Raw genomic sequence first — 23,101 nt, 5'->3', positions numbered from 1 at the left:
ACCGGCAGAATGTACACCAAAGCGAACACGCATAGTTGCTATTGCCTTTACAGCCGCAGCCGTTAAGTCAATGTATCTACAATCTCGATATCAGGGAAAGAACCTATCATTTTGCTATGTCGAGATGATAGGTATCCGTGCTTCTTGAGGGTTTGTGCATCTGACCAACTTCCAGTCAACCACTTCTTCTCCCACGGCCAGAAGCGGGTTCCCAAATTACAATAGTATATTCCCTTATCTAGCAGTCCAACTCTTTTTGATTTCTCATACATCCTTTCCATGAACATCAACTCTGTAATATTCCCATTACTTGCCAGTATTTCGAGGACGTCCTTGAATACATCCATACGATGAAGCGCGGGCACCTTTGCGTGCCATTCGCTTGTATAAATGTTGGGTTTGTTTTCACAATCAGTTTTGTCGATAGATATATCTTTGCCAGTGACCCCATGAAACGGCGCAACCCGAGAACGCCTAACCGGAAAGAGTGTTCCGCTATTCTTTAGGAAACGCTGTTTTTGCCTGACTGAGAACTCTTGAGTCCGAACGGTAGAATAGGCATCATTCTGGTCTAAAAATGATTTGGCTTCGGTAAGTCTTTCAATGTTGTAAAGAACAAGGTCGGATTCAATCGGATGTATATACTTGAAATCATTATGAAATATATCGCTAGCATTCTGAGTAGCCCAATGTAATGCGGACCAGTAGCCAATATTGTTACTCGATAATGCAAATACTGAATCTGTCTCCAAACTCTTGAGCGGGGAGATGGACGTAGATGCATTATCGAAAAACAGAACGTTTCGACCGAAAAGGCCTTTCCGATTTTCTTTGTTAATCGAGGAGACAAGTTTGTTTAGGGCTTTTTCGCGCGAGGAGTCCCGGGTGCATGTCACCACAACAAACAGAACGTCATCTAAGTTGTCGGATGTGTTCTCTAAAGCCATTTCAAGCCCTTGTCATCTTTGGTCGAGTAAGAAAAGGTCTCTGCGCGCATGCCAATTTTCCGTGCTGGATTACCGCCGACTACCGTGTGGGGAGGAACGTCCTTTGTAACCACAGCGCCGGCTGCAACAAGGGCTCCTTTGCCAACATGAACACCAGGTAAAATTGTGACATTTGTAGCAAGCCACGCAAAGTCATCTATCTTCACAGTTGCAAGGGTTGTTTCAAGGCTGGGGCTTGAAACGTTGTGTTCCTGTGAGATGATAAAGCTGAAACCTGATATGTTTACATTCTTACCAATGACGATTCCGCCTTGTGAAAGCATCACTGTGCGAGGGCCAACGATTGAATTCTCGCCAATCTGAATAAGTTTTGGATGATTTATGTGTGCCCCGCACCAGATAATGCTGTGTTTGTCGGCTTTGATGCCCAGCCATCTATAGATCCTCATCCGTAAATCGTTGCTGAAAAATAGGGACCTGTTAAAGCGCAGTAGGTGTTTTTGAAAACCGGCAAATGTAGCGCCTAGTAAGCGTTTAAGGGGCAAAGGGGTGCCGTTAGAGGCGGCTTTATGGAGCCATGATTTTTCTCGAGTGGTCATTTTTGCTTTACCAATGCAAACGCCCGTAAATCGACGAAACTCCCGTCTCTATAAATTGCTTCTTTGTGTAAGCCTTCTTCAACAAAGCCGAGCTTTTTATACAAGTTAACTGCCACCGTATTGTTGACCATTGTTACAAGTGAAAGTCGGTGCAATCCCATAGCGCCAAACAAGTAGTTGAACATTGCTTCAAAAGTAATGGTGGCATAGCCTAATCCACGTTTCTCGGGAGTGATGTCCAGCCCGACCATGGCATTTCTGTTTTGCAGATCAATCGCATCCAGCCTGAAGACGCCCACAAAAGCACCTGTATCTTCTTCAACGACAAGGCGCCTTGCCGACTTTGAGGTTGATACGGCTTTAAACCAGTTTTCTTGTTCTGCCTCGCTAATAAGGCGCACATCAGTCAAAAACTTAAGCACAGATGGATGATTGTGTAACAAGCGAGCGTTCTCTATGTCACGATGTTCCATCTGACGGATAACTAGATTTTCACGAAACAGCATTTTGGACTCTTGGTGCGATGGAAGTGCTCGATTTTGTGTCGACTATGACTTTATCACAAGCGCTTGACCTGTGCTTAAGCAAATAGGTTCTTCAGGTTTGTCCGAGAAGAACTTATCAACGGCAAGTCTAGCGCCATAACAGGACTCAAAGCCATAATCGTCAAAAATAATAAATCCGCCTGGTAAAACAGAATTGTAGAAGAAATCTAGTGTGTTAATTATGCTATCATGAATATCTAAGTCAATATGCAGGAGGGATACATATTTAACATCTATGTTTTCGAACGTATCTGGAATATACCCCTCATAGAATAATACATTTTCACTGTAATTAATATTTTTCTTTACAGTTTCAAGAGATGTGTCGACGAAGTCTCCTTCTCGGTGTTTGTCGAATTCTTTATTCGTTTGTGGCATTCCCGAAAACGTGTCAAACAGGTGCAGCCGAACATCTCTATTCTGCAGTGTGTGTGCGAGTAAGTGCGCTGTTCCGCCTTTGTATACTCCGCACTCGACGAAATCACCTTTAAGGTTTTTTGCGTTTATTGCCAGTTTATAGAGTACCCAAGCGCGGTCTGGAGAAACAAGGGTAAAACGAGACATATGATCGCGGATGCCACCAAATTCACCATTGCCAAGCCAGGGGCTGAAAACAGGTTTGTAAAGCTCGTGGTCCGGAATATCTGGCAATATTCTGTCCCGGTCCCGCCATTTGTTTTTTAGTAATGAAACAATCGGGGGCGTTAACAGATATGGTAAGTTTTTAAAGCGTTGATGCCAACGTTGAATATTCATTTGAAATCCCCCTCACCTAGCGCGCCAGAGTATTTGGCGGCATCAATCGAATTGTCTTTTTTAACACTGAGTTCGTACAGTTTTTGATATAGGCCGTTGATTCCCATCAGTTCGCGATGGGTACCTTGTTCAACAACTTCACCGCTTTGCAGTACATATATCCTGCTGGCATCTACTATTGTTGATAGTCGGTGAGCGATGACAATGATTGTCATGTTCCCTCGGAGGTTTTCAATCGTTTCCTTGATCTTGCTTTCGGACTGCGTGTCTTGCGCACTTGTCGCTTCGTCTAGAACCAGTACTTCTGGTTTGGTGAGCAATGCTCTCGCAATTGCCAGTCTTTGTACTTGTCCGCCTGAGAGCGAGTTACCGTTTTCACCGGCTAAGCTGTTGTAGCCACCTTGAAGGCGCTCGATAAAGTCGTGAGCATTTGCTAGCTTTGCGGCAGAAATAACTTCGGCATCTGAGGCGTCAGGGTTGCCATATCGGATGTTTTCGCGGATTGAAAGATCGAAGATATATGGCTTTTGTGGAACGATCGATATCTGCTTTCGCCACGATTTAAGTTCCAACTTGTTTAAGTCGGTGTCATCGACAAGAATCTGCCCGGTCGTTGGAGTTTCAAAGCTCGAGAGCAGGTTAATCAATGTTGTTTTTCCGGCGCCTGAGGGGCCTACAATCCCAATGAAATCGCCACGCTCTATCGAAAACGAAACATTTCTGATCGTGGCTTCATGCGAATCATAAGAAAACCCAACGTCATTAAAGCGGATGTTGCGGATTGTTTTGACTTCTTGGCCACCGGTGCGCTCGTTGCTTGTTGAAAGGAAATCCAGCAAGTCTGTCATTGTTGGCTGCAATTGCGAAAGGCCCGCGCGTTGCATGTTCAGGGCCGTAAGAGGGCCGTTAATTCTTGTCAGGATAAACATGAAAAGAATTAAGGTTGAAAGGAACTTTAGCTCGTTTATCTCAGATACAGAATAATAAACGACCATGGCGCCTAAAATAAGTATAAACGAAATTGCGCGTTGCAATGGGCCAAGGGCGGCATTTAGGTACGCGCTTAACTCATTTGCTTTCAAGAACCTAGAGGCGATTTTCATATAAGAATGAAGGGCGCTACTTTCTTGATTGAATGACCGAACAACAGGAAGAGCGTAAATAAGTTCGTTTGCTTTTGTAGATGTTTCAACAAGCCCCTGCCGCATTAGCTGCCCAAATTGTGTCTGGTGAACATACGCCGCTTTCATGCAAAGCATAATCAATATTGATACGACACCGACCAACGCGAACAGCCTCCATTCGACATTGATCATCATTGCAATATAGACCGACAGCATGGTTAGTGTTGGGATCATGGAAATGAAACTGAACACAAATCCGGCGGCGCTTCTTGGATATGAGTTTATTATGCTGTGTGTGACGCCAGATGATAGAGATAGGAATTTGCTGATAGGGATCTGTAAAGTCTTTTTGTAATTCAGTCGGCGTATATTAAGTTCAAACTGGGTTCTGATACGTATTGATTGAAACTCAGCAAGGTACAAGAATACTTCACGAAGAATCTGAAGTAAAAGCAGCATAGCTAAGATCGCGATAATTCTCTCTTTTGAACTTAGATCTTCTAATTTTGAGACCAGTTTAGCTTGAATAAAGAATAAATTCTCGCGATCAAGATCCGCGCCGGAAAAGAGCGCGATAACAGGCTGGATTAAGGCGATTGTGAAGAACTCGCTGAAAGCTGCCGCTGTGGAGGCACTTGCAACCAATAAAATCTGTAGTTTGGAAACGTTGGCAATGGCTGTAAGTCGACGCCATATGCTGAATAGCGTAAAAATACTCTGGTGTTTGCTCTTGGGGGAAGTTTCTTGCTTGGACATTATTACGCCGTAACAATCACATAATGCTGAGCGCCAAGATCCTGTCTCCATGGCTTCTTGCGCGGGCGCCCACTTGCGACAAGATGAAGTTCTGCTTTCTTCAACAGCTTTTTGGTTGTTTGTGGTCGCAAAAGCAGTGTGTTTTCGCGGGTGGTATCTACTTTTCGGGTGTTAATATCGAGATACTTTATGCCGTGAAGATTGAATGGCAGGTGTCCGATATAAAGACAGGCTGCCTTTCCCGGTTTTAAGATTCGTTTGACCTCGTGAAGATAGCTTTCAAGAATATCAATCGTGGGAAGATGTTGAAGCACGATGAAACTATAAATAAAGTCGACACTGTTGTCTTCAAGTGGAATGGTTTTTCCATCTCCCTTGAGTAAGGTAAAGTTTTCGACGTCGCGCGAAGCTAAAAACTCGGAGACTTTGTCAAAGTTTTCGTGAATATCAACGCCATAGACATGATTGAAAAAGCGACTGGATGCGTTGAGTAAGCGACCGCCACCAAATCCGATTTCAAGTGCTGAGCAGTTGAATGGCTCCCCAATTAGGGGTAGAAGATCATCTTTAAGGATGTGGTGAGCAAAGTCCCAATATCCTTGGCAAAAAGCCTCTTCAACGCTTCCTGATGTGTCAAAGTATGACAGGAAGTCAGCATCTTTTTGTGAAGAACTGTCTATTTTCTTTCGCCAATCGTCAAAATGTTCTTCTGATTTTGAATTTGTCACTATATTTTTCTCTCTAGTATCAAATAATTAATTTTCGTCGACGGTGGTGGACGCAGAATTCTGAGCCCATCTCCATGTATCCCGGCACATATCTTTTAGTGACTTTTGAGGGGTCCAGGATAGGTTTTTTTGTGCCGCTCTCGGATCTGCAAAGTATTTCCCGATGTCACCTGGGCGTTGTGTCTCAATTTTATAAGGGATTTGAAGGTTGCAGCTATCCTCGAAAGCCCTGATGACTTCAAGGACTGATACACTTTTCCCTATTCCCAGGTTTAGTGCGCCGGGTATGGGGCTGTTGTGGCTTTGCAACAAAAACTGTAGCGCTTCCACATGAGCTTTGGCTAGGTCGCATATGTGAATATAATCTCGTTCCCCTGTGCCATCGGCTGTATCGTAATTGTTGCCATATACGGACAGGTTTTCTCTCTTCCCAGTAAGAACCTGGCAAATGATTGGAAACAGATTGCTTGGATGATTATCGAACCTGTCCCCGATGAGCCCGCTCACATGGGCGCCCGCCGGATTGAAATACCGTAAATTCATCGTCTTCCATTTACTTCCGGAACGACAAAGATCATTCAAAATATTCTCAATCGTAAGTTTGGTTTTGCCGTAAGGGTTTACGGGAGCTGTCTGCGCTTGTTCGGAGATGGCTATCCCTTTTGGAATGCCATAAACTGTAGCGGACGACGAAAAGATAAGTATGGAGACGCCGCAACTTTCCATTGCTTTGAAAAGAGATATGCTGGATCCGACGTTATTGTCGTAATATTTCAGTGGCATGAGTACAGATTCAGCCACCGACTTGTCTCCCGCGCAATGGATGACCGCCTTGATATTTTGTTCTCTTAGTATCTTTTGAATTTTTTCGGTATCGCCGATGTTTGCTTCATAAAAGGAAACACTTTTACTTGGTGATATGATTTGGCGTATCCCATCAAGCTGCTGAACGCTGCTATTTGAGAAGTTGTCGACTAAATGAACATCGAATCCTTTCTCGATGAGCTCGACTGCAACGTGAGATCCAACGTAACCAATTCCACCGGTGACAAGAACGGACGTAACCATAATTGGTCTTAACCTTTATATGAGCGTTGGTTGTCAAAGTTTCGATAGCTCAGTGTCATGCGATAGTGTCGTCTTGCTCCGGGGATTATGTATCAAAGATACTTTTTCACTGTGGGTGTTTTAAAGTCGAAAATGTAATAACCGTATTCGCGGGGGGGCATCAACCCAAAAACATGATGAGGTCTTTCCTTAAGGTTACGCGGAATTTGATTTCGTTATAATTGTATGGTTGCAAGCGTCAACTAGGACATTTTGACAAACTTGTGAGCCATAAGCGAACCGAAAGAATGTGAATGAAGCCGAGATAGCTTTCTGTGGTTTTATCTTGCCGGGGTGCCAGCCGTCTCCGGTATTCGAGCTTATGGGGCCGCGCTCAAAGTGATTTAGCAAAGCACTAGGTTATAGCTCGGTCTTGATTGGTGCTTTTCTATTGGTTTCATCTGGAAGAGCACAGGTGCCGTCTGTATGTCGATCACGCTACGAATATGGTTGTTGTCATAATCTTTAATCAGTCAGAAAAACCTTGGCTTTCGGCAAATATTTATCCACCAGAATATCGAAGTCCTTGAGGTCAGAAGCTTCTCCGCCGCTTGTTTCCGCACTGACAGGCAGTCTGTGAGCGTTGGCAACGAGGTGAATCTTGGTCGTAAAGCCACCGCGTTGAGTGGCCAAAACCTTCTTTTGACGCCCCTTTTGCGCCCGCAGCCAAGTGATGAGACCGGATCACTTGCCGGATTCTTAGGGTAGGCCTCGCCACGGTGAACTCGTCCGCGCAATTCAGAAGATCGCATCGAGAACGCGGCGATGATCTGAGGCTCGACGGCCACCACGCTCATGTATCGCCAAGAGAAAAGGCTCAAAAAAAAATGCCGACTTAGCTTCTTCCATCAGCAATCTCGCCAGGGGGCATCTCCGTAGAGGTTACCTTTAAGCATATTACAGATCTTTAAGGAATCAAGTATGTCAACATAACCTGAGGCATTGAAGCGATAGTGCTTCGCTTGGGTAGGGCCATTTTATAAGGCTTAAAGAGTGCTTGCTAAAATGTTTTCACATGCCAGATTGTGCTCGTTACTTCACGAAATGCTGCTTAACATTGCGATAGAGTGCATTTTTGTTCTAGACTTGATGTGGAAAATGGCGGAGAGGGTGGGATTCGAACCCACGGTACTATTGCTAGTACAACGGTTTTCGAGACCGCCCCGTTCGACCACTCCGGCACCTCTCCGCATGTGTGGTCTTGGCGTTCGAGGCGGTGTTTACCCATCCTCGCGCCAGATTGCAAGAGGGAAAACGTATTTTTGCCAACTCTTTTGTCTTCTTCCGCCCCGCGCGCGTCATGCGGCCGGGTTATTCAACCTGTTGGCCGGTCGGAGTAGGGGCGCGATCGCTGCATGACGCCGCGGTTCATTGGGCGCGAACATCACCATCCGCGCCGGTTCTGCGGGGCAATCTAGGCGCCCCACCATGATCTGGCACAATTGCCGGGCTGCCATGCGCGCAAACCATCCCAAAGCCGACGTCTCATCACGCTTTGGAGTTGACTCTTAGGGCCAAAAACGGTAATTCACCCGTTCTTCGCAGCGGTTCGGTATCAGTTAGCAGCGACACCGAAGCGCGCGTTTTGATTCCAGAATGTTTTTTCAGGAAGTTTTAGATGTACGCAATCATCAAAACTGGTGGCAAACAGTATAAAGTTGCTACCAACGACGTTATCAAAGTCGAAAAGATCGCTGCCCAGGCCGGTGACACTGTGAAACTTGAAGAAGTTCTCATGGTTGCTGGCGATGGTGCGCCGAAAGTTGGTGCTCCGTTGCTCAAAGGTGCTTTTGTTAACGCAGAAGTTCTCGAACAGGCCAAGGGCGACAAGGTGATCGTTTTCAAGAAAAAGCGCCGGCATAACTACCGTCGTAAAAATGGTCATCGCCAGAACCTGACTGTTCTGCGCATCAAGGACATCACAGCCTGATTTATCAGGTTGAGATGCAGTTTTAGGAGAGTTTCATGGCTCATAAGAAAGCTGGTGGTAGTTCGCGCAACGGTCGCGACTCCGAAGGTCGCCGTCTTGGCGTGAAAAAATTCGGTGGTCAGGCAGTTGTCGCAGGCAACATCCTCGTTCGTCAGCGTGGCACCAAGTACCACCCGGGCGACAATGTCGGCGTTGGCAAAGACCACACCCTGTTTGCGACTGTGGACGGTTCCGTCCTGTTCAAGTCGGGCTTCAAGGGTCGTACTTACGTAACCATCGTTCCGGCAGAGGCGTAAGCCTCCCGTCGGCTACGCGATACGTAGCAAGATTTTCGAGGGAGGAATGAGCAATCATTCCTCCCTTGTTTTATGTAATATAGAATTTATGGTCCTGTTGAGGCGCAGCCCCCTTGCGCGCCGGGATCGCAAAGATAAAAACGGGCGCTGCCCAAAGGACCGGTTATGAAGTTTCTCGATCAAGCCAAAATTTATGTGCGCAGTGGCCGCGGCGGTGCCGGCGCGGTAAGCTTTAGGCGCGAAAAATATATCGAGTTTGGCGGTCCCGATGGCGGTGACGGCGGGCGCGGCGGTGACGTCATTCTTGAGGCCGTCGAAAACCTCAATACCCTGATTGATTTCCGCTATCAGCAGCATTTCAAAGCCGAAGTCGGCATGCATGGCATGGGCCGCGACCGCACCGGGCGTTCGGGCAATTCCATCACGATTAAGGTCCCGGTCGGCACCCAAATCCTTGCCGAAGACCGCGAAACCCTGATCGTCGATATGCTTAAACCCGGCCAAACGCATCTATTGTGTAAAGGCGGGGACGGCGGCCGTGGTAACGCGCGCTTTAAATCCTCCACCAACCAGGCCCCGCGCCGTGCCGAAGAAGGCTTCCCGGCAGAGGAAATGTGGGTCTGGATGCGCTTAAAGCTGATCGCCGATGCCGGTCTTGTCGGGTTGCCCAACGCGGGGAAATCCACCTTCCTGGCCGCATCGTCACAAGCACGTCCAAAAATTGCCGATTATCCCTTTACCACCCTGCATCCGCAGCTTGGCGTGGTCAGTGTCGATGACACCGAATTCGTTTTGGCCGATATTCCCGGCCTGATCGAAGGCGCATCCGAGGGCAAAGGCATCGGGACACGGTTCTTGGGCCATATTGAACGCTGCGAAGTGCTGTTGCACCTGATCGACTGCGCCGAAGAAGATCCGGTCGCGACCTATCGCACGGTCCGTGAAGAGCTTGAAGGCTATGCCGATATGCTGGTCGACAAGCCAGAAATCGTCGTGCTGTCAAAGGCCGATCAGCTTCTGCCCGAAATGGTCGAAGAACAGCGCGAGATCCTTGAAAAGGGCATTGGCAAAAAAGTTCATGTCGTGTCGGGCGTGACCCAGCAAGGGGTTACCGAAATCCACCGCCAAGTCCGGGACTATATCGATGAGCAGCGCGAACGCCGCGCTATGGAAGGTCGCGAGGATGTCGGTTACCAGCCTTAAGGGCGAAAGCCCAAACAGCGAGGGCACAGCAATGAAACCCGCACTCGCGGACGCAAAACGCCTGATCATTAAGGTCGGCTCGGCCCTTTTGGTCGATGAAACCACCGGCAAGCTCCGCCGGGCGTGGCTCGAAGCATTGGCCGATGATATCGCCCTTTTGCGCGAACGCGGGGTAGAGGTCATCGTGGTTTCCAGTGGCGCGATCGCCATGGGCCGTCGCCTGCTTGGGCTTGATCACCGCACCATCAGTCTGGCCGATAAGCAGGCCGCCGCCGCAACTGGCCAAATCAGCCTGTCACAAGTCTGGCAAGAAGCGCTTGGCCGCAATGGCCTGACCATGGCGCAGGTGCTGGTAACGCTTGAGGATATGGAAGGCCGCCGTCGCTATCTTAATGCGCGCGGCACCTTGAACGCGTTGCTCGCCCATGGTGCTGTGCCGCTGATCAACGAAAACGATACGGTGGCGACCGAAGAAATCCGCTTTGGCGATAATGATCGCCTGGGCGCAAAGGTCGCGCACATGATCTCGGCCGATACGCTTGTATTGTTGTCAGATATTGATGGGCTTTATACCGCTGATCCGCGCAAGAACCCGGATGCGCAATTGATCCCCGAAGTCCGCGAACTGACGTCCGATATCATGGGAATGGCAGGTGCGGCCCCGACCATGTATAGCTCCGGCGGGATGGTGACCAAATTACAGGCCGCCGAAATCGCGATGAAATCGGGCTGCCGCATGATCATTGCACGCGGCACAATCTATCATCCGCTCAAGGCGCAGCTTGATGGCGCCCCCAATACGGTCTTCCTGCCAAGCGACACACCATTGGCGGCACGCCGCCATTGGATTGCGACCTCGCTTAAGGCATCTGGCGTGATTATTGTCGATGCAGGGGCCGCCAAGGCGATGCGCGCCGGCAAAAACCTTTTGGCGGCCGGTATCAGTGGCGTTGATGGCGGTTTTAAGCATGGTGACGCCGTTCGCGTGCTTGATGACAAGGGTGATGAGGTCGCACGCGGCATCACGTCCTACGGTGCCGAAGAAACCCGCCTGTTGATGGGCCATGCCTCGGGCGATATCGAAGCCACCCTTGGCTTTACACGCGGCAATGCCGTTATTCATTCCGATGATCTGGTGGTGACAGAGGGGTAAAACCCTCTGGCTGGCCGCACAGCGATTTGCGCCTTTTGGGGCTGATTATTTTGCCTCAGGATGGTAATGCGACTGCATACGCCTGTCCGCATGCGTAAATCTGCCATCACCCGCAATAACTTGCCCGGTTTCAAGCCGGATGTCCGTCGCGCGTCCATGTCCCTTTAAAACGGCACCGCGTTCATCGGCAATCGGATGCGCGAATGATCCACCCGCCCCAAGCCAGACATTAACCACACTGATCTGCCCCAAGATTTGGCCGCCATCCCCCAGATGGCAGGTGCCGCCAATGTCGATAAAACCCCGAAAGCGAACCTGCGACCCGATGATGATCTCCGCACCGACCCGATTGGTCGCGATGCACACCGATCCCTCGCCAAACAGGTTCTCATTGCCGATGCTGATTTTTCCGGTCGTCGCGGTTATGGCCGTGCCGGGATAAAAGACGTTCCCGTTGCCAATGCAAACTGTGCCCGGCGTGTCTGCGCTAAATGTCGTGTTGGGATAAAACACATTGCCCGTTCCAATCACGGCGTTCGTCGCAATCAGGGTCGAAAACGGATCAAGGATCACGTTGCCCTGATCGGCAAGTGCGATTGTCTGCGCGATGGTGCGGTAATTGCGGGCCTGTCGTCCGCGATCAAGCATGTCAAAATCGATGTCGCGCATCATGTGGGCCTTGTTGTGGTGTGGTGGTGATTAGCTTCCCAAAGACCGGCCCAGTCGACAAGGCACAAAAAAAAGGCTGCCCCAAATTGCGGGACAGCCTTTTTTTCGGTGGCGCTCAATCCGTTAATCGGAATTAAGCGGCCTGATCGGCAAGCGCACGAGCCATCTGGCTCAGGGCTTCTTGATGCTTTTCGTGTTTGATGCTGGCAAAGTTACGAGCCAGTTCAAGGCACATACGCTGACGCGCGTTAAGCTCGGAAGCCTGGTTACCGTCAAGGCCTTCATAGAAGTAGCTGACAGGAACACCCAGAACTTGGGAGATTTCATAAAGGCGACCAGCCGAGATGCGGTTAATGCCGCGCTCGTATTTATGAGCCTGCTGGTAGGTTACGCCAATAAGGTCAGCCATCTGCTGCTGGGAAAGGCCCAGCATGATGCGACGTTCACGGATACGCTGACCAACATAACGGTCAGTGTCAGTTGCGCGATTTGCGCGTTTCGGTTCTTCGTTTGAGACATTCTCAGTCATGATATAATCCGTTATCAACCGCCAGTTATTTTAACCCCACTTTGGATGCCGTTGGGCTTATTTGATTTTGCCCAATGAACAACTCCCCGCACGTCATTTTTGACCCTTGGGTTGTTGAATTGTATCTGAACGTTGGTCAGATAATCGTTACAGCAATCCGCCAGAAGCTAGCTATATAGGTCAATTGCGCTGTCTTTGTCTAGTGCGGAAGGCGAAAAAAAGTCGTACGTTTCTATGCTAGAAGGTGTGGAATGTGCCGCATAGCTGGCATGCATTTCCTGAATGACCGGCGGTTGCAAAAGGGTTTCCTGAGGGAATATCTGGCCCAATAGTTGCGTCCAGAATGCTGCACTGCCCACAAGATCATGGGGTTGCAGCCACACGCCACCACTTTGCGCAACTTCGCGGACCGGCGAAATTTGCGCATGAATATCAATCCCAATCCCGGCAGGACCATCCGTTCCGGTGCTCGCAGAATCTGTCCTGCGGGCCAGGGGCATGGAGATCGGTGTTATGGCTGTCATGTTTTCTGGTGTTGTTGCGTTAAAACTGGCTGTGTGGGCGAAGACTCCCTGTGTTGCTTAGGATACCGGGCATATACCCGGCAAAAATTGCCGCCTGACAGCACTGTCGGACGGTCAAAAAGGGTTAATGAAAAATTTATGCAGGAATGATGCCGAACGGTTGTGGGGCGAATCGGTTCAGATCGCAGAACGTTCACCCCATCATGGCACCCCATCATCGCACCGCAACATTGGGTTCGGCACCTATATGGGCACGGTACTTGTTGCCGACGAAACGATGATCCTCACGCGATTTCGGATCGCTTGCGTGCTGTGAAGTGTCTCACACGGACGCATGAAAAATGCGTTGGGGCAAACTGTGAACTGGACCACAGACATAAAAAAGGCGGCGCCGCTTTCGCGTGGCACCGCCTTTTAAAATCTCGGGTGTTGAACGACTTATTTGTCGGTCTTGCTATTCGCCAGCGTATTAAGCTGTGCTTGCATGGCTTCAAGCTGGCTTTTCAGCTCATCAAGCGATGCATCCGCTTTGGCAGGACTTGCTGCGGACGCGCCAGCATGTGGCGTATTGCCCGCGGCACCGTTTTCGCCTTCTTTGGCAAACGGGGAAAACATTTTCATCGTCTGTTCGAACAGCGCCATATTCTGTTTGTTCATTTCTTCGAACTGACCAAACGGGAAAATGCCGCTCATCGTGCCTTGCATATATTCGCGCATCTGTTCCTGATTATGGGCAAATGACTGCATGGATTGTTCAAGGTAACCGGGCACCAACCCTTGCAGGCTGTCGCCGTAAAACCCGATCAGCTGACGCAGGAAATTGATCGGCAAAAGGTTCTGCCCCTTGCTTTCCTCTTCAACGATAATCTGGGTCAGGACCGGGCGCGTGATGTCGTCACCGGTTTTGGCGTCATAGACCACAAAGTCGGTGTTTTCCTTGACCATCTGCGACAGGTGATCAAGCGTGACATAGGAACTCGTCGCGGTGTTATAGAGGCGGCGGTTCGCGTATTTCTTGATAACAATGCGATCTTGATCGTCAGATTTTTTGTTGGTCATGGCGGTGTTTCCTGCTTCCCTGTTTCCCGGACGTTTGCCTGGCACTTTGATTATGGGCATCTTTCGACCCCGCTTTGCGCATGCACAATTTACGATGTTGCGCAGCATTTTCAATTTTGCAATTGCTCAGGCGACCCACAGAGTGCCGTGATTTTTCCAATGTGTCCAGTCCTCAACGCAAAGTGCAGTGCGAAAAACAACCCGGAATAAAGCGTGTTGCCGCGCAGCAAGGGTTTTCATTTTACCCGTCAGCGCATCTCTCTATAGTAAAGACAACTCGCCAAACATCATCAGGGGGCGGCATAGGTGTCACAAAAGACAACCGGCAAAGATCACACCAAAGACCCGGCCACAGAACAGGACGAAGACGACGCGCTTGACCATCTGGCACAGCGGTTCTTGGATCTGTGGCGTGAACAGGTCGCCGCCACCGCGGATGGCACACAGGCCGCCAGTGCGATTGGCCGTCTTTATGCCTCGCTCGGTGCGGATACCTCGCGCATGGGCGAGGGGTTTGAAGCCTGGGGCAATCTGATCGGGCAAATGGCAATGGGCCAGCAACCCGGCATGACGCCGTCTGACATGGCGGCCAACATGATGAAAAACCCGCTGATGGACGGGCTTGATGCGTCCAATCCGCTAAAATCGATGATGGATCAAATGGCCAAGGCGGCGCGCGATTTGCCCACCGCACCCTTTCCGGGTGTGATGCCGTTTGCCACCAACCCGGCCAGCACCACCGCAAAGCCAAACGCCGCCGCACCGAGCGACGAGCCACACAAAGCCGCGGCCGAAAATCCTAAAACCACCGCCCAAGATGCGCCGTCGCCGGGTGCGCCCAAGGCTGACAATCCAAATGCGGTAAGCACGACCAAAACGTCATCGTCAAAATCAGGCGGCCAAAAACCGGCAAAGGGGCAGGAAACCGATGAGCAATCCACAAACGCCAAAGCAAAATCCCCCCAAAAGAACCCGCCAAAGGCGGGCAGGGCCAAGGCCGCTTCCGATGCACATGGCAGTCGAGATGACGAGCTGGCTCAGCTCGCGCGCCGCATTGCCGATCTTTCAGAAACAATTGCTGCCCTGGAAGGCCGAACTCCGGGATCAGGCGGCGGAACTCCTGACGGAGATGAATAACTACCATCCCGATGATGTCGTGCAGGCGCTTGATCGCGTGGCCTTTGATCGCCATGCCGGCTTTCATGATGGGGTGCGCGCCTATCAACGTCATGACTATCGCCGCAACATCGATGATGTGCCGGTGATCTGGGAAGACGGATCGACCCAGATTTATGATTACGGCGTCACCGCACCCAACAAAGACGCGCAAGATGGCGAGATTATCTTGCTGGTGCCATCCTTGGTCAATCGCGGCTATATCCTTGATCTCAATGAAAAACGAAGCTTCGCACGGTTTCTCGCAAAATCGGGTTATCGTCCGCTGTTGGTCGATTGGGGCTATCCCGGCCCGGACGAAGTGAATTTCGGGCTGGATGATTATATCGCTGGGCGGCTGGTGATGGCCTTACAGGATGTGGCGGACATCAACGGTGGCCCGGTTGCGATGATGGGCTATTGCATGGGCGGGGTGCTGGCCTTGGCCGCAACCTTGCTGGATCCGGCACAGGTCAAAAAGCTGGCCCTTTTGGCAACCCCGTGGGACTTCATGGCCGCTGGCCCAACCCAATCGCGTATTGCGGCGGCTTTCGCACCATCTTTGCCGCATATGCTGGCCATTCATGACGTCCTGCCGGTCGATGTCTTGCAAAGCCTGTTTGCCAGCTTGGACCCGTTCATGATGGGCGAAAAGTTCCGCCGTTTTGACAAGATGCCGACCAAATCGGCCAAGGCCCGTGATTTTGTCGCCCTTGAAGATTGGCTCAATGATGGGGTGCCGTTAACGCGCCGCGTTGCGGCCGATTGCCTGATCGGATGGTATGTCGAAAACAAACCGGCCAAGGGCGAATGGCAGATTGACGGCATTGATATCAACCCGGCGGATATTTGCTGCCCGACAATCACCGTTATCCCCGAAAGTGATCGGATCGTGCCGCCCGAAAGTGCCAAGGCGCTGTTTGATGTGCTGCCAAAAGATTTGCGCACCGAACTGCATCCCTCGGCCGGGCATGTCGGCATGATGGTCGGATCGCGGGCACAAAAATCAACATGGGTGCCCTTGGTCAATTGGTTGATGCAATAGGGCCGCTTTCGCACCCGTTCCCAATGATGTGATCAAGCCGTATCGGTTGCCAATTGTGCCGGTTCCCGGTCCCAGCGCAGCGTCAAACGTGCCAGCAACGCCACAATGATCAGGGTCAGGATCACCCGCCCGACCAAAATCACCCAAAGATCGGCACCAAGCGCAAACATGATCGCCGTATCCTCGATCAGTGAATGCGACAAAGACAACCAGCACAGCGATAAAAACAGCGTACGCTTGCGGTAGTTGTTCTTGCGCGCTTCATCAATGATCAACGCCCCGCCATATGTCAGGCCAAGCAACACGCCAATCGTCGTTACCGGCGCCACATCGCGCGACAATCCCGAAACACGCAAGATCGGCAACATCGCACGGGTAAATTTATCGGTAAGCCCGGTGACCTTCATCGCGTCAAGCACCACCAAAAGCGCCAAAATCACCCCAAAGCTAACAATCAGCGACTTGATGGTTTGAACCGCCCAATCCCCCCAACCGGCCAGTCCGGTCGCTGCCGCGCTGACATCACCGCCGGCCATCCACGAAAAATCAACCGGCTCAGACAGCCAGCCGGTCGTGTTGCTGACCCATGTGACCAGCGCGCCATAGCCAATCGCCGCCCCAACCCGAAGGGCCGTGGTCGCGATGAAGCTGCCACCCGCACGTTTGACAATCGCCTGTTCGACGGGCAATCCATGGGCAAACAGCATCATCGCACACAGCGCGCTAAGCTGCCCGCCTGTCATATCAAGCGTGCCCGCCAACCCGATAAACGCCCCAACCGCGCCATACATGCTGACCAGCGCGCAGGTCGCCCAAATCAATCCGGCCTCGGGCGGCAGGCCAATCAACGCCATCATCGGGCTCAGCAGCTCGGACGCCGCATCAATCGCGCCAAACTCTTGGGCGATGCGCACAATGATCATCACCGGCAGCATCACCTTGATTAAGGTCACAAACAGCTTCTGACTGCGGTTGATCAGATCAATTAAATATCGGCGCGCGGTACGTGTCATGATGGGGCTCAATTTGGGTGTTTGGGGCTTGCGGAAATTGCGTGTGTACCTGTTTTTCGCAACGGGTGCCACGGCGTTTTAAGTCCGCCGATCATGCCATGTTGGCCCACAACCGGGGCGGCGAATTTGCGCATTGTCGCGCAATATGGCATCGTTACCTCTCATCACGAACTCATCAATCTTCGCCTAGTCCGGTAAGTAATGTCTGAGTTGAACTAGCGTGCTTGTGAAACGATGCAATCACGGATGATCTCAAGAGCCCGATGTAACTCTTGGATATCTATTCCGCCAAAAGCCACACGCAGTGCATGAGGTGCAGCCTCCGTTACGGCATAGGGCTCACTTCCCGCCACGGCTACGCCATTTGCAGCAATTTCCCTGATAATTGGCTCAGCCCTTAACCCCCGAGATAGTGGCAACCAGATGAATCCCGCATTTGGGTGAGACACAATTTCCGTCTCGCGCAGAACTTCTCGGCACAAATTCTGACGGCGCGCGCCATCAGCGCGACGGGCTTTCTCGAACTCAGCGAGGGTGCCGTCTTGCACCCACCCGCAAATAATGGCGGAAATCAAAGCCGGAACATTCCAAGTTGTCGCCCTAATCGCATAGATCATTCGTTCTAGATATTGATCCGGCGCGATGACATACCCAAGGCGCAATCCGGTCGCGATGTTTTTCGAGAAACCACCAATATAAATGGTACGCTCTGGTGCAAGCTCGAAGAAACTAATTGGCGGATTCGTTTCAAGAAACGCATATGCACTGTCCTCAAAGATCAGCAGGTCATATTTGCGGGCGATAGAGACAATTTGCTGGCGCTCGTCCTCTGGCATGACTGATCCTAGAGGGTTTTGCACTGTCGGCATCAAATAAAGTGCACGAAGTTTCTTTTCGCGACACACCTGCTCAAGGTGATCGGCATCAAACGGCTGGCTTTCTCGGCGAACAGAAAAAAGACTGATGCCGTGCAGCTCTGCTGCTGTCTTGAATCCAGGGTAAGTCAATGGTTCCGTTCCAACCGCATCGCCCCGACGCAGCAAGCTGAAAAGAGTGATGGCCAAACCATGTTGAGCGCCCGAGGTTAACAGCAACCTCTCAAACGGAACATTTCCCAACATTGAGCTGAGATAACTGGCAATGATTTTACGTTCGTGCTGACGACCACCATGTGGTTGGTAGCGGAGAAAAGCGTCTAGATCTCCTCTGTTCGCAAGCGCTTTAAGAGCCGTGCGAAGAACCTGCGAATCGGAGGGCGCCCCCGGCATATTAAAGACTAGGTCAATCTGGCCATCGGCTGGCTTCTGCTCCACACCGAGTGAAAGCGGCACCGCCATATCACGAACAAATACCCCCCGACCTTGCTCGCCAACAATCAGTCCCTGGCTTTCCAAGAGACGATATGTCCGCGTGGCAGTAGCCAAGGCAATACCGTGTTTTTCGGCGAAGGCACGATGCGTTGGCATCTGCGTTCCCGGCTGGCGGACGCCATTGCGGATCTCTTCCGCAACCATATTGGCAAGTCTGAGGTAATGTGCTTTGGGCATGGCTTCACTGTATTTAGTACAATTTAAATATTGTATTAAATTAAATTTTATGTCAAGCGAACAGAAACAACTATTTAGGGTTGATTAAAATGTTCAGAATTGCTGCGTCTTGTCTTCTAGCTATGGTGCTTTTTGCTGTGACATTCAGTGTCAATCTACAAGCTCCTCTATATAGTGCATATGTTGAAGGAGCCCAGTATACCGCGATATCTGTGACAACTGCTTTCGCTGCTTATGTTGCTGGTTTAATGCCAACACTCATGTTGCTCGGCGGACTATCGGACCGGGTTGGACGACGTCTTCCAGTTGTTTTAGCGTTATTATTGAGTGGCGCAGCCACGGCGTTGCTAGCTGCTGCACCGAATTGGTACAGTTTGATGGCTGCCCGTGCGATGCTCGGCGTCGGAACAGGGCTTGCAACGACTGCGGGTACCGCGTACATGGCGGAGCTTCTAGGAGAAAAGCACGCCAAAAATGCTGCTCTTCTCGTGACCACGACAACTGCTTTGGGTTTTTCAGGTGGCGCACTTGCAACAGGGGTCAGCCTCAACTTCCAAGGCCACACGTTCATTCCAGCGAGCTTCATATTTTTCCTAGTTCTCGCATCGATCCTGTTAATCGCAGCGGTGCTGCTTCCTCGTTCAAGCAAAGATACAAGTGTATCAATGTTGAGGCTGCCAGTTTTCCCTGAAGGAACCGCTCTATATGGCCTAGCAATGTTTATTGCTTGGGCTACTTCTGGAATGATTATTTCAGTGGTGCCACTCGAACTCAAGCGACACGGGTATGAACAGTGGACAGGTGCGGTCGTTTTTCTGGCGATTTTTATGGGATTTATATGCCAGCCCATCGGGAGGAAGCTCTCAAATCGCACTGCATTGGCAATCGGCTTTTTCCTGATACCTGCCGGATTTGTCTTGCTCCTTGCAGGTGTCGTGGTTGGCAACATCAGCCTCGTTCTTATTGGCACAGGCATCACAAGTTCTTCAAGTTATGGCTTTACATATCTCGCGGCACTCTCAGAGGTTTCATTGCGTGCACCATTCAACCGTGCGCGGGCTACAGCCGGATTGTTTGTTTACGCTTATCTTGGCTTTTCAGTACCGGTAATTATTTGCGGCGTTATCGCCGACATGATTGGCCTGCTCAGCTCATTAACCTTATTTGGTATAGCGCAGTTTTTAGCCACCATCGTAATTGTTACGATGTGGATCAAGCGCCCCTTGCCTGAGACATCCATATCAAAGTGATCGTAAAAACCGTGGCGGTGGTTGATCCGGCCTTGGTTGGCCGTCCGCTTAAGGCGGTGATCAATCTTGAATTTCATCGCCACGGCAATCAATACCGTCAGGACTTTATTACCAAAACCCGCCAACTTGCCGCTGTTCGGCAATGCTATATCGTGACGGGCGAGGTCACCGGCGTTTTGATTTTACATATGCAGGACATGGCCGAATATACAGCACTCTGCGAAACCCTGTTTGATGCGGATGAAAACATCGTCTGGTATCGCACCTATATCGTGACCGAAACCCTCAAGGACGAAGCCGTCATCGGAGTATAGCGGGCGATAGTTTGCCGCAGGCCCCCAGGTCTGCACATGCCTGCGCCTAACTTGGTTTGGATCAGGCTTGGGTCGGTGCTTTCTTTTTGCCATCCGCTTGGCGGCCGGTTCTGTCTTCGGCGGGCAACAGCACATGGAACGTCGTGCCCTTATTGACCTGTGTCTCAAACCAGATGCGCCCACCATGGCGGGTCTGGACAATGTCATGCGTAATCGCAAGTCCCTGACCCGTTCCCTTGCCAACCTCTTTGGTGGTGAAAAACGGATTAAAGATTTTTGATCTGTTTTCTGGCTCGATGCCTGATCCGTTATCGCTGATGCTGATCAGGATACTGTCATCAAGCGATGTGGTCTTAACCGTGATTTCCCCTTCTTCGGGTGTGCGTCCGGCGGCGTGAATGGCTTGGGCTGCATTGACAATAAGGTTCAGGAACACCTGATTAATCTCATTCACATGGGTCGGAATATGTGGAAGTTCCGCATCCATCTTGGTTTCCATATTGGCATAGTGCTTCCACTCATTGCGTGACACCACCAACACATTCTCAAGCACACGGTTGATATCGGTTGCGGTTTTCTCGGCCCCGCTTGGGTGGGAAAATTCCTTCATCGACAACACAATCTTGGCCACCTGATTGATCCCATCAAGTGACTGCTGGGTTGCGTGGGGGATTTCATCAAGCAAAAACTCAAGATCCGCATCACGCATTTGCTTGGCAAATTTCGAAAACGCATTGTCGGACAACTCGTTGCGATGTTCCCACAATACATGCATGGCAAGACCCAGCATGCGTGAAATCGCCCCATATCCGTCGTTCAGGAATTTCAAATTGTCGCGAATATATTGGCTTGGCGTATTGATCTCATGCGCGATGCCGCCTGCCAGATGGCCAATTGCCTCAAGCTTTAAGGCTTCGCGCAGTTCGCTTTCTAGCTTGTTGTGGGATTCTTCGGCCTGTTTGCGCCGCGTGATGTCGCGGAAAATATACAAATAGTTCATCTCGCCGGTCAGGTTGGCTGGGCTGATGGTGATTTCCATCGGAAAAGTATCGCCGTCTTGGCGCTGGGCCATTGTTTCCGTGTAATCGTATTTCAAAACCCCGCTTCGGATGCTGATGCATTTGTTCAAAAGGCGGTGGCGCAACGTCGCCTTGCGGTCGATAAACATCATATCGACATTCGTGCCCAAAAGCTGATCCTCGTCCGCACGCAGGATTTCGGTCGCCGATTTATTGAAATCCTCGATCACCCCGCCATTATTCACCACCAAGATGCCCTCGACCACGCTATCAAGAATGGTTTTAAGGCGCTGGGTGGTTTCCTGCTGGCGCTTTTGCTGTTCCTGCAAAAGGGCGCGAAACTGGCTGCGCACTTCGTCATCGGTTGTGATCTCATCGACGGCCAGCAACAGATCATTGGTCTCAGGGCCACCGGCATCCGTGCGCAAAATTTTCTTATCTTCGACGGTGTCTTTTGATGCGTCTGGCGCGGCGTTCGCCGCTACTTCTGCGTCTTCATTTTGCGCGTCTAATGCGGCGTCCTGTTCTTCGATCTCGGTGCTTTGATCCTCGATCGCCTCGGCATCTTCTTGGGTTTCGACATTTTGCTCATTCATAACAGCGTTCCATTTTGTCTCCCTTGGATTTGTACCTTCCTGACAAATCACACGGTCCTCGTTTTAACGCCGCGTTTGATGTCTACGGGCTCTCGAAAATCATGGGCTTTTTGGAAAACTCTGATCCGTGCGAGCTGCATTTCAGAGATAAAGTTGCCGTGGGTTAAAACGATATGGTTGTCCACGGTTTCAAGGTCGGTCATCAAAAGATCACCCTCGCGCAGGTTCGCAATCGAAAGCGTCATATCAACCCCTTCGGGCGGCAGGTCCTGATCGTTATCGATGACGGCCAAAAGCTTCCTGATTTTCTCAAACAGAACCGGGTCATAACGGTGCGGTTTTTGCCCGATCTGTTCGAAATCAATGTCGGTTGGCTCGCCGCCAAAGCTGACTTCTGCCAAATCCCGAACGATCCGCAAGATGCGCGCACCCAGCGGAATATCCTCGCCCACCGGGCCTTCGTCAGGAAAGCCGGTGCCGTCAAAATTGCGGTTCTGGAAATGAACAATTTCCGCCACCGCTTCCAGGCGGGGGATATTGCTAATCAGTTTATGGCCGACTTCTGGCGTGCGTTTGAGTAAGTCACGCTCCAGCGGCTGCAATCGCTTGCCAACCGACATCCGCGCAAGAATATCGGGCGGCAGGGCAACGATCCCGATCGGGCACAGCAATGCGGCAATGCCCAGTTCCCAAGGCCGCGGAAAGCCGATCTCTTTGGAAATCAGATCACACCAGCTTTTCATTTTCATCGACCGGCCAAAAACCGTCGGATTAAGCTGCGCCATCACATCGGTCAAAAGCTTCACACTACCCGCAAGCGTTTCCTGAATAAGGCTCTTTTCTGCTGTAATCAGTTGGTGCTGGCGCAACCCATCCGTCAGGGCGCGTTGCAGGTCTTCGGTCTCATAAGGTTTGGAGAAAAACCGAAAAATTTGCCCCTTGTTGATCGCGTTGACCGCCGTTGCCTGATCGGCATTGCCAGTCAGCATGATGCGCACAGTATCGGGGCTGACTTTTTGCACCTTTTCAAGGAATTCAAGCCCGGTCATGCCGGGCATCTGCATGTCGGCAACGCAAACCGCGATATTGTCGTGTTCGTCAAACATGGTAAGGCCGGTGGCCCCGCCTGCCGCGGTCACCATATCGAACTTTCCGCGCAGTTGACGGCGCAACGCCATCAGAAGGTTGGAGTCATCGTCGACAAAAAGAACTTTATAGTCGGCCATTTTGGACACTT

General features: G+C 50.8%; 24 protein-coding genes and 1 tRNA gene. 8 read left to right on the top strand and 17 right to left on the bottom strand.

Annotation, left to right across the window (positions count from 1 at the left end; genetic code table 11):
* Nucleotides 1-62 precede the first annotated feature (62 nt).
* From HCZ99_RS00710 to HCZ99_RS00670, 9 genes are all read right to left on the bottom strand, one after another.
* Nucleotides 63-947: a hypothetical protein gene (locus tag HCZ99_RS00710; protein ID WP_167444994.1), complete on the bottom strand. Its 885-nt coding sequence runs from the start codon at nt 945-947 to the stop codon at nt 63-65.
* A complete protein-coding gene (locus tag HCZ99_RS20780; RefSeq protein WP_303047812.1) occupies nt 938-1,546 on the bottom strand; it encodes an acyltransferase in 609 nt (202 codons plus the stop codon). The genes HCZ99_RS00710 and HCZ99_RS20780 overlap by 10 nt, the downstream gene beginning before the upstream one ends.
* Entirely contained in the window at nt 1,543-2,052 is a 510-nt protein-coding gene (locus HCZ99_RS00700; protein ID WP_167444993.1) for a GNAT family N-acetyltransferase, read from the bottom strand. The genes HCZ99_RS20780 and HCZ99_RS00700 overlap by 4 nt, the downstream gene beginning before the upstream one ends.
* 42 nt (nt 2,053-2,094) lie before the next feature.
* Nucleotides 2,095-2,847: a TylF/MycF/NovP-related O-methyltransferase gene (locus HCZ99_RS00695; protein ID WP_167444992.1), complete on the bottom strand. Its 753-nt coding sequence runs from the start codon at nt 2,845-2,847 to the stop codon at nt 2,095-2,097.
* On the bottom strand, nt 2,844-4,727 hold the full coding sequence (locus tag HCZ99_RS00690) for an ABC transporter ATP-binding protein (RefSeq protein WP_167444991.1): 1,884 nt from the start codon (nt 4,725-4,727) through the stop codon (nt 2,844-2,846). The genes HCZ99_RS00695 and HCZ99_RS00690 overlap by 4 nt, the downstream gene beginning before the upstream one ends.
* 2 nt (nt 4,728-4,729) lie before the next feature.
* A complete protein-coding gene (locus tag HCZ99_RS00685; protein WP_167444990.1) occupies nt 4,730-5,455 on the bottom strand; it encodes a class I SAM-dependent methyltransferase in 726 nt (241 codons plus the stop codon).
* Between the two features lie 27 nt (nt 5,456-5,482).
* Nucleotides 5,483-6,523, bottom strand: a complete 1,041-nt coding sequence (galE, locus tag HCZ99_RS00680; RefSeq protein ID WP_167444989.1) for a UDP-glucose 4-epimerase GalE — start codon at nt 6,521-6,523, stop codon at nt 5,483-5,485.
* 504 nt (nt 6,524-7,027) lie between these two features.
* Nucleotides 7,028-7,195: a hypothetical protein gene (locus tag HCZ99_RS00675; RefSeq protein WP_167444988.1), complete on the bottom strand. Its 168-nt coding sequence runs from the start codon at nt 7,193-7,195 to the stop codon at nt 7,028-7,030.
* Between the two features lie 466 nt (nt 7,196-7,661).
* Nucleotides 7,662-7,751, bottom strand: a tRNA-Ser gene (locus tag HCZ99_RS00670).
* Between the two features lie 429 nt (nt 7,752-8,180).
* On the opposite strand from HCZ99_RS00670, the gene rplU reads away from it, so the two are divergent.
* The 4 genes from rplU (at nt 8,181) to proB (ending at nt 11,144) form a co-directional block, all read left to right on the top strand.
* Nucleotides 8,181-8,492, top strand: coding sequence for a 50S ribosomal protein L21 (rplU, locus tag HCZ99_RS00665; protein WP_167444987.1), 312 nt, complete (start codon nt 8,181-8,183; stop codon nt 8,490-8,492).
* Nucleotides 8,493-8,527: 35 nt separating this feature from the next.
* A complete protein-coding gene (rpmA, locus tag HCZ99_RS00660) occupies nt 8,528-8,788 on the top strand; it encodes a 50S ribosomal protein L27 (protein WP_167444986.1) in 261 nt (86 codons plus the stop codon).
* Between the two features lie 165 nt (nt 8,789-8,953).
* Nucleotides 8,954-9,991: a GTPase ObgE gene (gene obgE / locus HCZ99_RS00655; protein WP_167444985.1), complete on the top strand. Its 1,038-nt coding sequence runs from the start codon at nt 8,954-8,956 to the stop codon at nt 9,989-9,991.
* Nucleotides 9,972-11,144 (top strand): glutamate 5-kinase, encoded by a 1,173-nt coding sequence (gene proB, locus HCZ99_RS00650; protein ID WP_254869376.1) that lies wholly within the window; start codon nt 9,972-9,974, stop codon nt 11,142-11,144. The genes obgE and proB overlap by 20 nt, the downstream gene beginning before the upstream one ends.
* 45 nt (nt 11,145-11,189) lie before the next feature.
* On the opposite strand, the gene HCZ99_RS00645 is transcribed toward proB, so the two are convergent.
* The 4 genes from HCZ99_RS00645 to phaR form a co-directional block, all read right to left on the bottom strand.
* On the bottom strand, nt 11,190-11,816 hold the full coding sequence (locus tag HCZ99_RS00645) for a hypothetical protein (protein WP_167444984.1): 627 nt from the start codon (nt 11,814-11,816) through the stop codon (nt 11,190-11,192).
* A gap of 130 nt (nt 11,817-11,946) precedes the next feature.
* On the bottom strand, nt 11,947-12,342 hold the full coding sequence (locus HCZ99_RS00640) for a helix-turn-helix domain-containing protein (protein ID WP_167444983.1): 396 nt from the start codon (nt 12,340-12,342) through the stop codon (nt 11,947-11,949).
* A 167-nt stretch (nt 12,343-12,509) separates the two neighbouring features.
* A complete protein-coding gene (locus HCZ99_RS00635) occupies nt 12,510-12,866 on the bottom strand; it encodes a hypothetical protein (RefSeq protein WP_167444982.1) in 357 nt (118 codons plus the stop codon).
* Nucleotides 12,867-13,304: 438 nt separating this feature from the next.
* Nucleotides 13,305-13,925: a polyhydroxyalkanoate synthesis repressor PhaR gene (gene phaR / locus HCZ99_RS00630; RefSeq protein ID WP_167444981.1), complete on the bottom strand. Its 621-nt coding sequence runs from the start codon at nt 13,923-13,925 to the stop codon at nt 13,305-13,307.
* A gap of 306 nt (nt 13,926-14,231) precedes the next feature.
* On the opposite strand from phaR, the gene HCZ99_RS00625 reads away from it, so the two are divergent.
* Entirely contained in the window at nt 14,232-15,062 is an 831-nt protein-coding gene (locus HCZ99_RS00625; RefSeq protein ID WP_167444980.1) for a hypothetical protein, read from the top strand.
* Nucleotides 14,950-16,125, top strand: coding sequence for an alpha/beta fold hydrolase (locus tag HCZ99_RS00620; RefSeq protein ID WP_254869375.1), 1,176 nt, complete (start codon nt 14,950-14,952; stop codon nt 16,123-16,125). Before HCZ99_RS00625 ends, HCZ99_RS00620 begins: the two co-directional genes overlap by 113 nt.
* A gap of 32 nt (nt 16,126-16,157) precedes the next feature.
* Here the strand turns inward: HCZ99_RS00620 and HCZ99_RS00615 are convergent, their stop codons facing one another.
* Both HCZ99_RS00615 and HCZ99_RS00610 read right to left on the bottom strand, forming a co-directional pair.
* Nucleotides 16,158-17,138, bottom strand: a complete 981-nt coding sequence (locus HCZ99_RS00615; protein ID WP_167444979.1) for a hypothetical protein — start codon at nt 17,136-17,138, stop codon at nt 16,158-16,160.
* A 215-nt stretch (nt 17,139-17,353) separates the two neighbouring features.
* A complete protein-coding gene (locus HCZ99_RS00610; protein WP_167444978.1) occupies nt 17,354-18,685 on the bottom strand; it encodes a PLP-dependent aminotransferase family protein in 1,332 nt (443 codons plus the stop codon).
* A gap of 89 nt (nt 18,686-18,774) precedes the next feature.
* On the opposite strand from HCZ99_RS00610, the gene HCZ99_RS00605 reads away from it, so the two are divergent.
* Both HCZ99_RS00605 and HCZ99_RS00600 read left to right on the top strand, forming a co-directional pair.
* On the top strand, nt 18,775-19,935 hold the full coding sequence (locus HCZ99_RS00605) for an MFS transporter (RefSeq protein WP_167444977.1): 1,161 nt from the start codon (nt 18,775-18,777) through the stop codon (nt 19,933-19,935).
* On the top strand, nt 19,932-20,249 hold the full coding sequence (locus HCZ99_RS00600) for an Lrp/AsnC family transcriptional regulator (RefSeq protein ID WP_368484208.1): 318 nt from the start codon (nt 19,932-19,934) through the stop codon (nt 20,247-20,249). Before HCZ99_RS00605 ends, HCZ99_RS00600 begins: the two co-directional genes overlap by 4 nt.
* 61 nt (nt 20,250-20,310) lie before the next feature.
* On the opposite strand, the gene HCZ99_RS00595 is transcribed toward HCZ99_RS00600, so the two are convergent.
* Nucleotides 20,311-21,864, bottom strand: coding sequence for a two-component system sensor histidine kinase NtrB (locus tag HCZ99_RS00595; protein ID WP_167444976.1), 1,554 nt, complete (start codon nt 21,862-21,864; stop codon nt 20,311-20,313).
* 47 nt (nt 21,865-21,911) lie between these two features.
* Nucleotides 21,912-23,090, bottom strand: coding sequence for an HD domain-containing phosphohydrolase (locus HCZ99_RS00590; RefSeq protein ID WP_167444975.1), 1,179 nt, complete (start codon nt 23,088-23,090; stop codon nt 21,912-21,914).
* Between the last annotated feature and the right edge of the window lie 11 nt (nt 23,091-23,101).

Origin of the sequence: Thalassospira lucentensis, assembly GCF_011806425.1 — a bacterium.
GTDB lineage: Bacteria > Pseudomonadota > Alphaproteobacteria > Rhodospirillales > Thalassospiraceae > Thalassospira > Thalassospira lucentensis_B.
Note: the sequence above shows the minus strand (reverse complement) of the source record. Positions and strands in the feature narration are given on the sequence as shown.

Coding starts and splice junctions, on each gene's coding strand:
- galE (WP_167444989.1), bottom strand. CDS start 6,523: ATGGTTACGTCCGTTCTTGTCACCGGTGGAATTGGTTACGTTGGATCT.
- rpmA (WP_167444986.1), top strand. CDS start 8,528: ATGGCTCATAAGAAAGCTGGTGGTAGTTCGCGCAACGGTCGCGACTCC.
- HCZ99_RS00710 (WP_167444994.1), bottom strand. CDS start 947: ATGGCTTTAGAGAACACATCCGACAACTTAGATGACGTTCTGTTTGTT.
- phaR (WP_167444981.1), bottom strand. CDS start 13,925: ATGACCAACAAAAAATCTGACGATCAAGATCGCATTGTTATCAAGAAA.
- HCZ99_RS00615 (WP_167444979.1), bottom strand. CDS start 17,138: ATGACACGTACCGCGCGCCGATATTTAATTGATCTGATCAACCGCAGT.
- obgE (WP_167444985.1), top strand. CDS start 8,954: ATGAAGTTTCTCGATCAAGCCAAAATTTATGTGCGCAGTGGCCGCGGC.
- HCZ99_RS00700 (WP_167444993.1), bottom strand. CDS start 2,052: ATGCTGTTTCGTGAAAATCTAGTTATCCGTCAGATGGAACATCGTGAC.
- rplU (WP_167444987.1), top strand. CDS start 8,181: ATGTACGCAATCATCAAAACTGGTGGCAAACAGTATAAAGTTGCTACC.
- HCZ99_RS00635 (WP_167444982.1), bottom strand. CDS start 12,866: ATGACAGCCATAACACCGATCTCCATGCCCCTGGCCCGCAGGACAGAT.
- HCZ99_RS20780 (WP_303047812.1), bottom strand. CDS start 1,546: ATGACCACTCGAGAAAAATCATGGCTCCATAAAGCCGCCTCTAACGGC.
- HCZ99_RS00645 (WP_167444984.1), bottom strand. CDS start 11,816: ATGATGCGCGACATCGATTTTGACATGCTTGATCGCGGACGACAGGCC.
- HCZ99_RS00640 (WP_167444983.1), bottom strand. CDS start 12,342: ATGACTGAGAATGTCTCAAACGAAGAACCGAAACGCGCAAATCGCGCA.
- proB (WP_254869376.1), top strand. CDS start 9,972: ATGTCGGTTACCAGCCTTAAGGGCGAAAGCCCAAACAGCGAGGGCACA.
- HCZ99_RS00695 (WP_167444992.1), bottom strand. CDS start 2,847: ATGAATATTCAACGTTGGCATCAACGCTTTAAAAACTTACCATATCTG.
- HCZ99_RS00590 (WP_167444975.1), bottom strand. CDS start 23,090: ATGGCCGACTATAAAGTTCTTTTTGTCGACGATGACTCCAACCTTCTG.
- HCZ99_RS00595 (WP_167444976.1), bottom strand. CDS start 21,864: ATGAATGAGCAAAATGTCGAAACCCAAGAAGATGCCGAGGCGATCGAG.
- HCZ99_RS00610 (WP_167444978.1), bottom strand. CDS start 18,685: ATGCCCAAAGCACATTACCTCAGACTTGCCAATATGGTTGCGGAAGAG.
- HCZ99_RS00620 (WP_254869375.1), top strand. CDS start 14,950: ATGACGAGCTGGCTCAGCTCGCGCGCCGCATTGCCGATCTTTCAGAAA.
- HCZ99_RS00605 (WP_167444977.1), top strand. CDS start 18,775: ATGTTCAGAATTGCTGCGTCTTGTCTTCTAGCTATGGTGCTTTTTGCT.
- HCZ99_RS00690 (WP_167444991.1), bottom strand. CDS start 4,727: ATGTCCAAGCAAGAAACTTCCCCCAAGAGCAAACACCAGAGTATTTTT.